Annotated in this window: 12 protein-coding genes; 4 read left to right on the top strand and 8 right to left on the bottom strand. The window is 57.5% G+C overall.

The genetic code is table 11. The annotated features are described in order from the left end of the window. The first annotated feature begins 93 nt into the window (after positions 1-93). Positions 94-1,476: an MFS transporter gene (locus IFT53_RS12415; protein WP_192064956.1), complete on the top strand. Its 1,383-nt coding sequence runs from the start codon at positions 94-96 to the stop codon at positions 1,474-1,476. 107 nt (positions 1,477-1,583) lie between these two features. On the opposite strand, the gene IFT53_RS12410 is transcribed toward IFT53_RS12415, so the two are convergent. The 8 genes from IFT53_RS12410 to IFT53_RS12375 all read right to left on the bottom strand — a co-directional run bounded on the left by IFT53_RS12410 (position 1,584) and on the right by IFT53_RS12375 (position 11,025). Beyond that, positions 1,584-2,777 (bottom strand): amidohydrolase family protein, encoded by a 1,194-nt coding sequence (locus IFT53_RS12410; protein WP_192064955.1) that lies wholly within the window; start codon positions 2,775-2,777, stop codon positions 1,584-1,586. A gap of 58 nt (positions 2,778-2,835) precedes the next feature. Further along, positions 2,836-3,801 (bottom strand): ABC transporter ATP-binding protein, encoded by a 966-nt coding sequence (locus IFT53_RS12405; protein WP_192064954.1) that lies wholly within the window; start codon positions 3,799-3,801, stop codon positions 2,836-2,838. Next, complete coding sequence (locus IFT53_RS12400; protein WP_192064953.1) at positions 3,798-4,784, bottom strand: ABC transporter ATP-binding protein; 987 nt, start codon at positions 4,782-4,784, stop codon at positions 3,798-3,800. Before IFT53_RS12400 ends, IFT53_RS12405 begins: the two co-directional genes overlap by 4 nt. Beyond that, positions 4,781-6,277, bottom strand: coding sequence for an amidohydrolase family protein (locus IFT53_RS12395; protein ID WP_192064952.1), 1,497 nt, complete (start codon positions 6,275-6,277; stop codon positions 4,781-4,783). Before IFT53_RS12395 ends, IFT53_RS12400 begins: the two co-directional genes overlap by 4 nt. Further along, a complete protein-coding gene (locus tag IFT53_RS12390; RefSeq protein ID WP_192064951.1) occupies positions 6,274-7,467 on the bottom strand; it encodes an amidohydrolase family protein in 1,194 nt (397 codons plus the stop codon). Before IFT53_RS12390 ends, IFT53_RS12395 begins: the two co-directional genes overlap by 4 nt. An 8-nt stretch (positions 7,468-7,475) precedes the next feature. Further along, complete coding sequence (locus tag IFT53_RS12385) at positions 7,476-8,423, bottom strand: ABC transporter permease (RefSeq protein WP_192064950.1); 948 nt, start codon at positions 8,421-8,423, stop codon at positions 7,476-7,478. Between the two features lie 13 nt (positions 8,424-8,436). Further along, positions 8,437-9,402 carry an ABC transporter permease gene (locus tag IFT53_RS12380; RefSeq protein ID WP_192064949.1) on the bottom strand — a complete coding sequence of 322 codons (966 nt, stop codon included), beginning with the start codon at positions 9,400-9,402 and terminating at the stop codon, positions 8,437-8,439. A gap of 66 nt (positions 9,403-9,468) precedes the next feature. Beyond that, a complete protein-coding gene (locus IFT53_RS12375) occupies positions 9,469-11,025 on the bottom strand; it encodes an ABC transporter substrate-binding protein (RefSeq protein ID WP_192064948.1) in 1,557 nt (518 codons plus the stop codon). Between the two features lie 238 nt (positions 11,026-11,263). On the opposite strand from IFT53_RS12375, the gene IFT53_RS12370 reads away from it, so the two are divergent. The 3 genes from IFT53_RS12370 to IFT53_RS12360 are packed head-to-tail and all read left to right on the top strand — an operon-like array spanning position 11,264 to position 14,771. Beyond that, positions 11,264-11,953, top strand: coding sequence for a GntR family transcriptional regulator (locus tag IFT53_RS12370; protein ID WP_042618851.1), 690 nt, complete (start codon positions 11,264-11,266; stop codon positions 11,951-11,953). A gap of 8 nt (positions 11,954-11,961) precedes the next feature. Further along, on the top strand, positions 11,962-13,527 hold the full coding sequence (locus IFT53_RS12365) for a gamma-glutamyltransferase family protein (protein WP_244656298.1): 1,566 nt from the start codon (positions 11,962-11,964) through the stop codon (positions 13,525-13,527). An 8-nt stretch (positions 13,528-13,535) separates the two neighbouring features. Continuing rightward, complete coding sequence (locus IFT53_RS12360) at positions 13,536-14,771, top strand: amidohydrolase family protein (protein ID WP_192064947.1); 1,236 nt, start codon at positions 13,536-13,538, stop codon at positions 14,769-14,771. Positions 14,772-14,827: the final 56 nt, after the last annotated feature.

Here is a 14,827-nt window from a genome sequence, read left to right as displayed (position 1 = left end):
GAGCGTGCCTGCCTGGTCGATTTCGGAATTTGAGACGATTGGTGCGGAAGGTTCGAGGCTAGGCCGGGAGTGGGCCAGCAAAGGGAGGAAATCATGAATATGGAACAAAGGATGACTGCGGCACCGCCGCTTGTTGATCCTCAAGCTGAAATCAGCGCACGCCTTGAACGATTGCCGGTAACCCGGGAGGTTTTCTGGGCTCGTAACATCGTCGGCGCTGCGACGTTTTTTGATGGTTATACCGTGATTGCCATTGCATATGCCATGCCTGTTCTGGTTCGTGAATGGAACCTCACCCCGGGCCAAACCGGCATGATCCTTTCCATGGGCTATCTGGGGCAGCTCATCGGTGCGGTGTGCTTTGGCTGGATGGCCGAAAAGATCGGACGTCTCAAGGTCCTGCTGTTTACGATCCTGCTTTTCGTCAGCATGGACGTCGCTTGCCTCTTCGCAGCAGGCGCAGGAATGATGATGGCGTTTCGGTTTATTCAGGGAATTGGAACGGGTGGTGAAGTTCCTGTGGCCAGCGCGTACATCAACGAACTGATTGGCTCCAAAGGCCGCGGTCGTTTCTTTCTTCTGTACGAAGTGATGTTTTTGCTCGGACTTGTTGGTGCTGGCTTGATCGGATATTTCATGGTGCCGGTTTATGGCTGGAAAGCCATGTTTGTGGTCGGCCTCGTTCCTGCGATTTTGATGATACCGCTGCGTTGGTTCCTGCACGAATCTCCCCGGTGGCTGGTTGCCAATGGGCGCTATGAGGAAGCAGACAAGATCGTGACCAAATTTGAAAATAGCGCACGCTCGTCTGGCCACGAGTTGCCCGAACCCAAGCTCGTAGCCGCTCCCTTGCGCCGTAAATCCGACTGGCGCGAACTGTTTCAAGGCATTTACCTCAAGCGCACACTCTCTATCTGGGCCATGTGGTTTTGTGCCTATATGGTTGCAAATGGCACGATTACCTGGCTTCCGACACTGTATCGACAGACCTTTAACCTGCCGCTCGAAACCAGCATCCTATACGGCTTCATGACGTCAGTCGGCGGGGTGATCGCAGCAATCATATGCGCACTGCTGATAGATCGAGTTGGACGCAAGCGCTGGTATGTGGGCGCACTGCTGCTCGCACCCATTCCGCTCGTCATTCTTGCCTGGCTGGGGGCAACATCGGCAACACAGGTCCTCATCCTCGCCGGACTGGCCTATGCCATTCTACAGACGGTGACGTTTTCGCTGTATCTCTATTCGGCGGAAATCTACCCGACCCGTTTGCGTGCCATTGGCACCGGGACGGGCAGCGCGTGGCTGCGCCTTGGATCGTCAGCGGGTCCGATTGCTGTTGGCTGGGTGATGTCTTCGATGGGTATCCAGTATGTGTTCGGCGCATTCGCGGTGATACTTCTTGTGGGTGCTCTCGTGACTGCGGTGTTTGCAGTGGAAACGAAGGGCAAGGTTCTGGAAGAGCTGTCTCCATAAACACTCGACACTAACCGCCTGTCCTTGACTGATCCTGCATGAAGTGCAGGGTCAATCATCGTTTCCAACACTGCGGCGTCGCCTACAACGAATTCCACGAATCGGTCTCACCAAATCACTTTGTTGCCATCTGCCACCATTTTCCCGCCTTTGAAGACCTTGCGATTTTTGGGAAATGCGACGACCGCTTGCGGGATGCACGTGGCCGAGAGCGTCACAAAATCAGCTTTTGCACCGACCTGAATTCCGTAATTATCGAGCCGAAGAGCTTTTGCGCTTTCGGTTGTGACGATGTCGAATGCAGCTTGCAGCTCCTCGTCGGTGTAGAAGCCGGAGCGGTAGCCGATGATTTCTGCGCGATGCAGCATGTCGCCGTCACCATAGGGCCACCAGGAATCGCGGATGTTGTCGCTACCGCTGAAGACGGTCACGCCTTCTTGGCGCAGCAGAGCAACGGGCGGAAAAGTGTGATTGCCGGGTGCATTTGTCATGATCGATACGCCACTTTTGGCGATGGTCGCAGCAATTTTGCGCGCCGCGTCCATGGGCAGGTCCCCAAGCCCATAGGCGTGGCTGATGGCGACATGGCCCTGCATGCCAAGCGCCACCGTGCGCGCGCAAATCTCCTCGATTGTAAAAGCACCCATGCTTCCGGCATCGTGGAGATGGATATCCACGTCCACCCCGTGTTTTTCAGCCACGCCGAAGACAACATCGAGATGGCCGTTTACGTCTCGGTCGAAGCTAGCGGGATCAAGACCGCCCACAAGGTCCGCGCCGAGTTTGATCGCTTCGTCAAGGAGTTCCGGCGTCCCAGGGCTTTTCAAAATGCCGCTTTGGGGAAAAGCGACGAGCTGGATGTCGATGATGTCCTTATAGTCTTCGCGAACCGCCAGAATGGTCTCCAGTGATTTCAGGCCGACGGAGCCATCCACCATGACGTGGCTGCGCATATGCAGCGTTCCATTGCCGATGCATAAATCGAGCTGGTCGCGTGCGCGTTTGTCCATCGGTGCAGCGATGGCCATGTTTTCCGCCTGGAATGCCACGCGCTCATGCACGTCGAAGCCTTTGGTGCAGGGGCGATGAGGCATCCATGTGTCGCCGTAGAAGCTGGTGTCCAGATGGATATGTCCTTCGACGAACCCCGGTACGAGCATGTCTCCGGCAATGTCGACAATGGAAGCTGAAGCAGCATCTGATCCGGCAGGTTCGATGGACGTAATCCGTCCTTGCTCGACAGTGACATCATGTAGCAGGCCGTCAGCCAGTTTGGCATTGGTGAAGACAGTCTTTGTCATGCTTATTAAACTCCTGAAGCAATCTATAACGTGTTCGACGTCGAAATGGCTGCGCCTGCTAAAGCGGCGCCATGTGGCAGGCGACAACACCACCGCCGTGGCGCTCGCGTGAAATCGGGGCCTCCCGGCTGCAAATATCTGCGGCAAGGGGACAGCGTGGGTGAAAGGCGCAGCCTTTCGGTGGGTCGAGCGGGCTTGGTGGTTCCCCGCCCATCAATGCACGGTCGCGATTGGGGGAGGCGACATCCGGGATCGTCTGGAGCAGCAGCTTCGTGTAGGGATGCTGCGGATTGGCGAAGAGCGCCTCCGTGTCCGCTTCTTCTACAACTTTCCCGAGATACATGACGGCAATCCGGTCTGCCATGTGACGCACGACGGCCAGGTTGTGGCTGATAAACAGGTAGGTCAGTCCAAGCTCGTCCTGAAGCTTGCGCATCAAATTGAGGATTTGCGCTTGCACGGAGACATCCAGCGCCGATGTCGGCTCGTCGCAGACGAGGAATTCCGGCTCGCTTGCCAGTGCACGCGCAATGGAAATGCGCTGCCTTTGACCGCCGGAAAACTCATGCGGGTACCGCCTGATGTCATCGGGCGAAAGACCCACGATCGTCAGCAGATCGGCAACACGCTGGGTCACAGCCTCTGCACTGTCACGGAGGCCGAATTCGCGGATGGGTTCGGCAATGATATCGCCAACGCGCCAGCGCGGGTTAAGGCTGGCATGCGGGTCCTGAAAGATCATCTGCGCTTCCATAGGCTTGCCGTCATTGGCAGGCGCAAAGACGATGGCACCCTCGGTTGGGGCGTATAGCCCCGTCACCAGCCGCGCTACCGTCGATTTTCCGCATCCAGATTCCCCCACCAGTGCCAGGCACTTGCCTTTCTGGACGATGAAGGTGACATCCTGCACGGCGTGCAGATACCGTTTCGGCTTGCGCTCGATCATCCGGTTGAGCCAGGGCGTCGAGACATCGAACACCCGCGTCAACTGGTCAACTTCAAGAGCGTTCCGGGAGCTTCTCATGCGACACCTCCATCATGAAGCAGGCAGGCAACGGCACCGTTGGCTTGCGGAACCAGTGCCGGGCGGATTTTGTGACAGCGTGGACCGACCGAGCGACAGCGCGGATTGAAGGCGCAGCCGCTGGGAATGGCATTGAGCCGTGGCATCGCGCCGTCGATCTGCGTAAGACGCTCGACACGCGCACCAAGGGCTGGAATAGAACCCATCAGGCCCTGCGTATAAGGATGTTTGGGGCGGGCGATGACATCTTCGACCGCGCCGATCTCAATGATGCGACCGGCATACATGACCGCCACACGGTCTGCGGTCTCCGCAATCACACCCATGTCGTGCGTGACCAGCATGACACCGGCACCCTGTTCCCGGCATAGCTTGCGCAGGAGGCTGGTGATCTGCGCCTGTATCGACACATCAAGCGCTGTCGTTGGCTCATCTGCGATAATCAGCTGCGGATTTCCCGCCAATGCCAAGGCGATGACAACGCGCTGACGCATGCCGCCGGAAAACTGGTGCGGATAATGGTCGATGCGCTCTTCAGCACCGGGAATGCCCACCTGTTGCAAAAGGTGAACGCCGTGAAGCCGTGCCTGCGTCCGGTTTCGGTCTGAATGCAGCCGGATGGTTTCGATGAGCTGCTGACCAACGGAGAAGAGGGGATTAAGCGATGTCAGCGGGTCCTGAAATATAGCACCCACCATGCGACCCCGCACGTTCTCCATTTCCTCATTGCTCAGATTGTCAGTTCGTTTTCCGCCAATATGGATTTCGCCGGATGCAACGCGCCCCGGCGGTTCGAGAAGGCCGAGAACGGCCATGCCAGTCATGGATTTCCCGGCACCGGATTCACCAACGACGCCGACAATCTCTCCTTTCGCGATTGTCAAAGATACATCTGACAATGCAGTCAGAACGCCACTGCGGGTCGGAAACTCGACAGACAGGCCTTTGACCTCAAGGGCGGGCGATGGGCTTGAAGTGTTCATGAAGACACCTCGCTTTGATGGGAGGGGTAGCTTGGCGGGAAAATGTCTTCCACCGGTGGATGGCCGAAGGTGCGCTCGGGATAGCGTTCGATCAGGCGGTCGAATTGCTGCTGCGCCTGGCCCCGTGCTGTTGCGAGATCAATCCCGGCGACTTGTCCATCCCGCATGGAAAGCCGCCCATCGACGATTGTCGCGCGGGTGACGCGACCGGTTGCGCCATAGACGAGGGTCTGGATCGGATCAATGCGCGGCGCGATCATACGGTCTGCCATGTCGAACACGGCGATGTCGGCTTTGCCACCGAGCGCGAGACGTCCGAGATCAGATCGTTTCAGGGCATCTGCTCCGGCAAGGGTGGCTGCATCGTAGAAATCGGCTGCCGATCCGGCATCGCCACGTCCCTCCGCTATCCTGTTTGCCATCATGCCAACGGCCATGTTTAGCACCATGTCTGGCGGTGCCGTATCCGTTCCCATGCCGATGCGAATCCCTTTCTCCTTCAGTCGGGAGAAGGATTTCAGAGACGAGCCGTGGCGCGCAGACACAAGCGGACAGTGGGCAACGGTCACGCCGTTTGCAGCATAGCGAGCCAGATCGTCGTCTGTCGCCACTGTCGCATGCGGCGCGATCAGGCGGGAGGAAAGCAAGCCGAGATTATCGAGCCATTGCGGCGCTGTGGTGCCATACAGCCGCTGAACGGTTTGCAACTCCATCTCTCCCTGCGCCATATGCAGGCGTACGGGCATATCCAGATCATCGGCATAGGCAAATGTGAGGCGCAGGAGTTCCTGCGTGCAGGTTTCCACACGGTCCGGTGCGAACATGCCGGAAATCAGACCATTGCCCGTGCCGTGAACCCTTTTGGCAAAGGCTGCCGCATCGGTAAGCTCTCGGAGTCCCCGCTCTTCATCGAAGACCGGCTGCATGGCACCCGCTTGGTCAAGGATGACGCCGCCGCTGCGATAGGCCGGTCCCAGCCAGACACGGAGGCCGAGGTCTTCTGCAGCGATGGCGGCAGCCTCGAATTCGGCGACTGTCTCACCCCATGCGCGATAGAACAAAGATGCGATCGGCAGTGCCGATGTGATGCCGTTGAGCAGCAATTGCGCAAAAGCGTAACGCTTCTGGAAAGCCAGCTCCTCTGGCGAATACATCTCATAGGCTCGTGCGGCGTAATCCGAGGGCCAGACGCGTCCTTTTTTCCAGCCCGGCTGGTTGTCCATGGCAAGCACGGTCGTGTCGAGATCGGACAGGGCATCCAGATCGACAAAGCCCGGACCGATAAGGGCTTCGCCCATGTCATAACGTGCGGATAATTCGCCTTGGAAGCGGGAGCCGACCCAGAGGATGCGGTCATTCTCGATGACGACTTCGCCGCCGGTGATGAGGCGTCTGCCTTCAGGCAGATCGGCAATGACGTGACGCGCAGCAAGCGCCCAGCGACCGGGCGGACGTTTACCGAGAGGCAGAGCGGACCAGTTTTCTGAGATCATGGTCGTGCTCTCAGGCTTGCGCCATCGCGTGCAACGATATTGCCAGCGGTGACAACCAGTTTGCGCGGCTGATGCGTGACAATTGCTTCGCCGACGCTTTCACCTTCGACAAGGACGACGTCACCACGGCCGCCCACCTCAAGCGCGTGTGCCGGGCGGTCCATCGCCAAAGCACCGCCGGTGGTGCAAACATCGAGCGCCATTGCAAGCTCATCATCACGGCGCAGATTGTTCTTCATGCCCAGCAGCATGGCGCGTTCCAGCATGTCTCCGTTGCCATAGGGCCCCCACGTGTCGCGGAAGCCGTCAACACCGGCACCGAAGCGCACCCCAGCCGCATGCAGGCGTTTCAGGGACGGCACTTCGCGGGATGGCGGTGCCGTGGTGAAAATCGGGACGTCGAGCTCTGCGCATGTGTCGATCAGCGCTTGAGACACGTTCCAGTCGGGAAGGCCAAGGCAGAAGGCATGGCTGACCGCGACCTTGCCCTGCATGCCCATGGCGCGGATGCGCTCAAAAATCATCTCCATTGAGAAAGCGCCAAGTTCTCCGCCTTCATGCAGATGGATATCGATGCCCTTTCCGTATTTGTCGGCAATCGCGAAGATCGTATCGAGATGACCTTTCGGATCACGATCCATGCCGCAAGGATCTAGCCCGCCGACCAGATCGGCTCCCATCGCCATGGCCTTGTCCAGGAACTCGGCGGTGCCGGGTCTGCGCATCAGTCCAGATTGCGGGAAAGCGACGATTTCGATTTCGACGACGCCCGCAAGCTGACGCCGCGTTTCCATGACGCCTTCCAATGCGACCAGGCCCTGGTCGGTATCGATGTCGACATGAGTGCGGATCAGCGTTGTGCCGTAACCGACAGACTGCAATGACTGCCGCATTGACTGAACGTGTGCGTCGAGACCGTACTCACGCTTCACTGCGCGCTCATTGTCGATCTTGTCGATCAAACGCGGGCCAACCGTGTTGACGTACCATGGATAGCCTAGCAGCGATTTGTCGAGATGGGTGTGGGCATCGACCAGACCGGGAATGGCGATGCGGCCACCTGCATCCTCGACAGGGACGCCATCGGCGGTGAGATTTTCACCCATTTCGGCAATTTTGCCATCCTTGATCAGGATATCGGTTTTTGCGCCGCCCATGGGTCTAGCATTGGTAATCAAAAGATCAGTCATCAGATGCCTCAGCGTAATTTTGGGTTAAGGGCGTCGCGCAGCCAGTCACCGAGCACGTTGATGGAGACAACGAGCAGACAGAGCTGGAGGCCGGGGAAAAGGACGATCCACCACAGACCTGAAAACAGATATTGATTGCCGATACGGATCAGCGTCCCCAGCGATGGCTGTTCCGGCGGCATTCCAACGCCCAGGAAAGACAGCGTCGCCTCGATCAGGATGCCGAGACCGAAATTCAGCGTTGCTGTGACCAGCAGGGGCGTCGTGGTGTTGGGAAGGATGTGCTTCAGCATGATGCGCCACGTCGGCACGCGGATCAGTCTCGCCGCTTGCACATATTCCTTGTTACGCTCGACCATGGTCTGCGCCCGCACTGTCCGTGCATATTGCACCCACGCAGACAGCGAGATCGCAAAGACGATGACGCCAGATGCGCCTGCTTCACGCAGATAGGGCGGCAGCATCTGCCGGGCGAGTGCGGAGACGAGAATGGCGATGAGCATTGTCGGCATGGATAAAAGCACGTCGCCTGCGCGCATCAATAGACTGTCGGCCCATTTGCCGTGATAGCCGGCAATCAGGCCGAGTGTCGAGCCGACGACAAGCGAGACTGCCACGGAGGCGGCACCGATGATGATGGATGCCCGCGATCCATAAAGGATGGCCGACAAGAGATCGCGGCCCTGAACATCGGTACCGAGAATGTATGGCCACTGACCCTCTTCCATCCAGATCGGCGGGATCTCGGCGTTCAGCAGATCGAGAGATGCCAGATCATAGGGGTTCTGCACCGTAAATAACGGGGCCAGAAAGGCTGACGCGATCAGCACCAGAAGCATGAGCGCGGCAATGATCGCGGATGGGTGATGGGTGAAGCTCCACCCCAGATCGGATTGCAGTAATCGTGAAAAGCGCGATGGTCTGGTCGTTGTTTGTGTTGGCTCGATGGCGGTCATGTGTTGGCTCCTGTCACGCGGCGCGCAGACGCGGGTCGATGACCGCATAGGCGATGTCGACGAAGGTATTCAGCGTAACGAAAATGAAGGATACGATGCACAGATAGGCCGCCATGACCGGGATGTCGACGAAGGTGACAGCCTGCATGAACAGCATTCCCATGCCAGGCCACTGGAAAACCGTTTCAGTAACGAGCGCAAAAGCAATGAGATTGCCGACCTGCATGGCGGTGAGGGTAACAACAGGCATCAGGCAGTTCTTGAGCGCGTGGCGAAACCAGAGCGCTCGCCTTTTCACGCCGCGTGCACGGGCAAATTTGATGAAGTCTACTCTTAAAGTTTCCAGCATTTCCGCCCGAACCAGCCGCATGACGAGCGTGATCTGGAAAAGGGAGAGCGACAGCGACGGAAGGATGACAGCGGCGCGGCCAGAAGGCGTCAACAGCCCCGTGGACCACCAGCCGATGCGCACCACATCGCCCCGCCCATAGCCGGGCAACCAGCCAAGCGTGACGGAAAAGACGAGGATGAGGAGAATGCCGACGAGAAAGCTGGGCAGGGAAACGCCGATGATAGAGCTGAACTGAAGGCTTTCCGCCCACCATTTCCCGCGGCCGATGGCGGTGAAAACACCCAGCGGTATGCCGATAACGAGGGACAGTATGGTGGCAATGATGACAAGTTCGAAGGTGGCTGGAAATCGCTCTGCAATTAGACCCAGCACGGACTGCTGATTGCGCCAGGACAGGCCGAATTCACCCTGCGCGGCGTTTGCGACAAAGCGAACATATTGCACGAGGAAGCCATCGTTCAGGCCAAGGCGTCCGCGTAGTTCATCGCGGTCAACCTGAGTGGCGCTTTCGTTCACCATCATCTCGACGGGATCTCCCAGGAACCGGAAGATGAGAAAGGCAAAGAAAGCAACCGTCAGCATCACGAGAACGGCATTGCCGATCCGCTTGATGAGGAAAGCAAGCATGGTGAAATGTCCTTGATCTGGCCCACGCGAAGGAAGGTCCCCGCCAGAATATTGGCGGGGATCGGCTTACATTTTCACCAGCCACAAACGGGGCAGGTTATCCGAAAACAGCGGGAAGTCGGCAATCTTGGCGCTTGTGGCCCAGGCCAGCGGTTGCTGGTGAAGCGGGATCATCAAAGCATGATCCTTTGCGATCTTCAATGACTGTGCCTCCAGAGCAAGGCGCTTGGTTGTATCGAGCTCGACTGCTGATGCCTCCGTCACCTTGTCGAATTCCTTATCAGACCAGCCACCCCAGTTGAAAATTCCAAATGAACCTTCCTTGGTGTGCAGAACCTGCGATGTCAGGCTATAGGCATCCAGCATGGGCAACGTGGCCCAGCCGAGTGTATAGACATCCACCTTGCCCGCAGATCGTTTCGGTGTCTGAACGGCACGCGTGCCTTGATCAAGCTTCGGCTTGAGACCAACACGCGACCACATGGACGCGACTGCCTGGCACATCTGCTCTTCATTGACCAAAGTGTCAGCACAGTTGAATTCAAACTCGAAACCTTCGGCACCAGCCTCTTTGAGAAGTGCTTTCGCCTTTTCGGGATCGGCCTTCACCGGTTGGTCGAGTGCGGCGTCGTATCCCGGTATCTGCGGTGCCACGAGAGCGCCTGCATTGCGCGACTTGCCGCGCATGACACGCTTCTGGATCAGATCCAGATCAATAGCGAGCTGCATGGCCTGTCGAACGCGCAGATCCTTCATCGGGTTGGGTGCACCCGATAACAACTGATCACGCTGGCTAAAACCGATCATGACGGTGCGCAGATCGGTTCCTTCCAGAAGCTTCACCTGCCCGGAGGCAGCTTCGAGCCGCGGTAAGTCCTGCACCGGTGCCTGATCCGTAAAGTCGATATCGCCGGACAGAAGTGCGGCTACGCGGGTGGCGCTGGAGGCAATCGGCGTAAGCTCGATGCGGTCTATGTTGTGCTCAGGCTTGTTCCACCAGCCGTCATATTTCACGAAAACGGTTTTTGCATCTGGCTGGCGGCTTTCCACCTTAAAAGGGCCGGTGCCGTTCTCATGATAGGTGGCGTATCCTTCAGTGCCAGAGCCAACATCGGTCGGCGCTTCAGCATTATTGTCCTTTAGCCAGCCCGCATCGAAAATGTAGATCGTGGTCAAGTCGTTGAGAAGCAACGGATAGTTGGCCGATACGTCGATCTCGATTGTGTGGGCATCAATGACGCGGGAGCCCTTATAGGCTGGTATGTTACCGCGAAGGGGTGATTTCGGGTTTGTCGCACGCAAAAGCGATGCCTGCACATCGTCCGCCGTGAAATCGGCTCCATTGTGGAATTTCACACCTTCGCGGAGTTTAAATCGCCATGTGGTGGGTGAGATGATTTCATAGGATGTTGCAAGTGCAGGTTCGATCTTCAGGTTTCGGTCGTAGCGCATCAATCCTTCGTAGGAGTGGTTGAGCACACCAAGAGCAAAACTGTCGCCGTAGGAATATGGATCGAGCGAACTGATATCGCGAGAAGCGCCCCATTTTAAGGTAGCCGCAGACGATGGTATAGCGAGCGCCAGCAGCGCCGCACCGGCCATCAAAGTTCTGGATAATTGCATTTATAGATCCCCTCGGATTGCATTCAATCCTATCGGCAATTTGCCGCGTTTCGGACTGAATACTGTTGAAACCCGTAGCTGCGAACGGCCTATTAGCTCTTTTTCGCAAACTATGATCAACGCTAATTCAGCAAGAATGCAAAAGCAATAGAAAATTGCATGCAATTTATGGGTATAGATTTTCGCAATTACCCATGCGATATGGAAAGAAATTGCATCCACACAAAGAGCGCATTTTATGTCGACAAATCTCAGCAGGAGCGACGCGATCTACGCCTCTCTTCGCCGCGCCATTCTTGAGCAGGCGTTGAAGCCGGGAACGAAGTTGCCAGAGGATTCCATCGGCGACACATTCGGCGTCAGCCGAACGAGCGCCCGAAACGCCTTGTTGCGCCTTGCCTCCGATGGCTTGGTCGAGATCAAACCCAATCGCGGTGCAGCAGTTGCCATGCCGACATTGGAAGAGGCGGAAGAGGTGTTTGCGCTGAGGCGCTGCCTTGAGCGGGAAGTGATAGGCCGTCTGTGCAAGCGAATGCCGAGAGATGGCATCGATGCTTTGATCAGTCATGTGCATGAAGAGGAGCGCGCCCTACAGGCATCGTCTCCACGGTCTATCCGGCTTGCTGGTGAGTTCCACATTCTCCTTGCTGAACTCACGGGGTCGAAACTGCTGATCGATTTCATCAGCCAGATTGTTTCGCGCTCCTCGCTTATTCTCGCGCGTTTCGGACGCCCGCATTCTGCCGAATGCGGTATTGATGAGCATGTCCAGTTGATCGAGGCATTGAAAAACCTCGATGCCGAGACCGCCACCCGCATCATGGATCATCACCTTCACGCCGTTGAAGACCGTGCCAAGGTGGACGACAAGGACGATGGTCCCGACATCACCGAGATTCTCAGCCGTTACATTTCCGTATCCGATTAGGAGCATCCATGCGGCAGTCGGAAAACACGGTGGCCCGCTCGAATAGGGGCATGGTCACAACGCCGCATCACACGGCGAGCGAGGCGGGTGCGAAGGTCTTGCGCCGTGGAGGAACGGCGATCGAGGCTGTGATTGCCGCCGGTGCCGCGCTAACCGTCCTCTACCCGCATTTTTGCGGGCTGGGCGGAGATGCAGTCTGGATCGTGGCGGATGGTTCCGGTCGTCGGCAGACAATCATGGGCATCGGTCAGGCTGCGGAGCATCTGCCTGTGCTGGATACCATTCCGAGCCGCGGCCCGCTCTCGGCGCTGACAACAGCAGCACTTGTCGATAGTTGGGGCGAGGCATTGCGGTACTCCTGCGAAAATTGGCAGGGAACCGAGAGCATGGGCACATTGCTGGCGGACGCGATTGAATTGGCCGCAGGAGGGTTCCCAGTCAGCCAATCGCAGAAACACTGGCATGAATTTCGTGCAGCCGAAATTTCCACATGGCCTGGCGTCGCCACCCATTTCCCGGCTGAAGGTGTTCAGCGGCAACCGCAACTGGCTGCCGTACTGGAGCAGATCGCTCTTTATGGTCACCGGGAGTTTTACGAGGGCGAACTTGCCAGTCGCATCGTCAGCGGTCTTGAGGCTGCAGGCAGCCCTATTCGCCTTAGCGACATGCGAAAGACGGCTGCGCAGATGGTTGAACCCATCTCCATGGCCTATCGAGGCGTCGAACTCCTCGCGCCACCACCGCCAACGCAAGGCATAACCACGCTCGGCATCATGGGAATCCTCGCACATTTTGAGATGGGCAAGGTCGAGCCGTCGTCAGCCGAATTTTATCATCTGTGCGTCGAGGCAGTGAAGCAAGCCTTCCTTGACCGTGGTGCCATTGCCGACCCGGATTTCGTGGCGCAGGCGTGCGCTGACGTGTTGAGTGACACAGCACTGTCGCGCAAGGCTGCGGCAATTGACCGGCAGGTCGCCCAGCCATGGCCCGCAGTTCATCAGACCGGTGACACGGTTTATCTCGCCGCAGTCGATCAAGAGGGCCGTTGCGCCAGCGTGCTCCAAAGCACCTATTACGATTGGGGAAGCGGCGTGCTGGTGGGCGACACCGGCATTCTCTGGCAAAATCGCGGTGCAGCCTTCAGCACGGATCCGACAAGCCCCAACAAGCTCGCCCCGGGTAAAAGACCATTCTACACGCTCAATCCGGGCATCGGTCTGAAACATGGCAAGCCATATCTTCTCTACGGAACGCAAGGGGCCGATGGGCAACCTCAGACGCTGGCACTGCTGCTGAGCCTTCTGATCGACCATGGTTTCGACCCGCTTTCGGCACTTGCTGCGCCCCGGTTTCTGCTCGGGCGAACCTTTTCCGATAGCCGGGATAATCTCAAGATCGAGTCATCTAGTGGTGAAGAGGTTATCGGGGCACTGCATTCCATGGGCCACGAAACCATTGCGATTCCCGCACTCAGCGCGCTTGCCGGGCAAGCGGGGATTATCCGAATGAACAGTGAAGGCGGGATCGACGGTGCGCATGATCCGCGCAGCGATGGCTTAGCCATCGGTATTTGAGGGCAGATATGCACGTCGATCTGGTCATTCGAAACGCGCAACTGGCAAATCAGCGGGGGCCGGTGGATATCGCCGTCAAGGACGGTCGCATCGCTGCAATTAGCTCAGACATCCGCTGCGATGCCATTATCGAGGAAGATGTGGAGGGCAAATTCGCTTTCCCCGGCTTTGTGGATTGTCATGTCCATCTCGATAAGGCCTGCATTCTGGAGCGCTGTTCGATCTGCGCTGGTACGCTGAAAGAAGCCGTACGCGAAACGGCAAAAGCCAAGACAGGATTTTCTGAAGAAGATGTTTTTGAACGTGCGTCTGCTGTCGTTCGGCAGGCTATCCTTCACGGCACTACCCGCATGCGCACCTTTGTAGAGATCGATCCGCGCGCTGGCATGCGCTCATTCGAAGCGATCAAGCGAGTTCGTGAGCGGTTCAAGTTTGCAATAGACATCCAGATCTGCGCCTTCGCACAGGAGGGTCTCACGCAGGAACCCGAAACAGAGGAGATGCTGGACGAGGCGCTGCGCACCGGGGCCGATCTGATCGGCGGTTGCCCCTATACCGACCCCCGACCGGAAGAGCACATCAAACGGATATTCGCGCTAGCGCGAAAGCATGATGTCGATGTGGATCTCCATCTGGATTTCAGCCTCGATCCGAAAAAAACAGACCTGCCAGCGGTAATCGAGGCCACACATGCAAACGCCTATGGTGGCCGAGTCACAATCGGCCACGCCACCAATCTGTCCGCGCTTGATCCGGCAGCACGTTCAATGATCGCACGCAAGATTGCCGCTGCCGGAATTGCCGTCACGGTGCTGCCGGCCACGGATCTTTTTCTGATGGGACGCGATCAGCAGTTCAACATCCCGCGCGGCGTTACGCCTGTGCATCTCTTGCTGAAAGAGGGAGTGGATGCTGCAATCGCGACCAACAACATTCTCAATCCCTTTACCCCATTCGGAGATGCCTCGTTGGCACGGATGGCCAATCTCTATGCCAACGTCATGCAGCTTTCCCGCGATGAGGATATGGACGCCGTTTTCCACATGGTTAGCGCGGTTGCGGCGAAGATTAAGCGAATACCCTACGGATTGGCTGTCGGCGCAGAAGCCGACATCGTCATCCTTGACGTCCAGGACCACCGCAGCGCCATACGATCAGGGGCGCAGACCTTGGCTGGCTGGAAAGCCGGACGCAAAACCTTCGTCCGTCCAAGGCCGCAACTTTTTGAAAAGAATGCCGGGTAGCAGAATTGCTTGCATCGACTTGATGCCGGGCAATTCGCGATCCTCGGACCACGTGC

The organism is Rhizobium sp. CFBP 13644, assembly GCF_014842165.1.
In the GTDB taxonomy this organism is placed as follows: Bacteria; Pseudomonadota; Alphaproteobacteria; order Rhizobiales; family Rhizobiaceae; genus Agrobacterium; species Agrobacterium tumefaciens_C.
Note: the sequence above shows the minus strand (reverse complement) of the source record. Positions and strands in the feature narration are given on the sequence as shown.

Excerpts from the sequence above, each read along its gene's own strand:
- IFT53_RS12415 (WP_192064956.1), top strand. The coding sequence starts at position 94 with ATGAATATGGAACAAAGGATGACTGCGGCACCGCCGCTTGTTGATCCT.
- IFT53_RS12410 (WP_192064955.1), bottom strand. The coding sequence starts at position 2,777 with ATGACAAAGACTGTCTTCACCAATGCCAAACTGGCTGACGGCCTGCTA.
- IFT53_RS12405 (WP_192064954.1), bottom strand. The coding sequence starts at position 3,801 with ATGAGAAGCTCCCGGAACGCTCTTGAAGTTGACCAGTTGACGCGGGTG.
- IFT53_RS12400 (WP_192064953.1), bottom strand. The coding sequence starts at position 4,784 with ATGAACACTTCAAGCCCATCGCCCGCCCTTGAGGTCAAAGGCCTGTCT.
- IFT53_RS12395 (WP_192064952.1), bottom strand. The coding sequence starts at position 6,277 with ATGATCTCAGAAAACTGGTCCGCTCTGCCTCTCGGTAAACGTCCGCCC.
- IFT53_RS12390 (WP_192064951.1), bottom strand. The coding sequence starts at position 7,467 with ATGACTGATCTTTTGATTACCAATGCTAGACCCATGGGCGGCGCAAAA.
- IFT53_RS12385 (WP_192064950.1), bottom strand. The coding sequence starts at position 8,423 with ATGACCGCCATCGAGCCAACACAAACAACGACCAGACCATCGCGCTTT.
- IFT53_RS12380 (WP_192064949.1), bottom strand. The coding sequence starts at position 9,402 with ATGCTTGCTTTCCTCATCAAGCGGATCGGCAATGCCGTTCTCGTGATG.
- IFT53_RS12375 (WP_192064948.1), bottom strand. The coding sequence starts at position 11,025 with ATGCAATTATCCAGAACTTTGATGGCCGGTGCGGCGCTGCTGGCGCTC.
- IFT53_RS12370 (WP_042618851.1), top strand. The coding sequence starts at position 11,264 with ATGTCGACAAATCTCAGCAGGAGCGACGCGATCTACGCCTCTCTTCGC.
- IFT53_RS12365 (WP_244656298.1), top strand. The coding sequence starts at position 11,962 with ATGCGGCAGTCGGAAAACACGGTGGCCCGCTCGAATAGGGGCATGGTC.
- IFT53_RS12360 (WP_192064947.1), top strand. The coding sequence starts at position 13,536 with ATGCACGTCGATCTGGTCATTCGAAACGCGCAACTGGCAAATCAGCGG.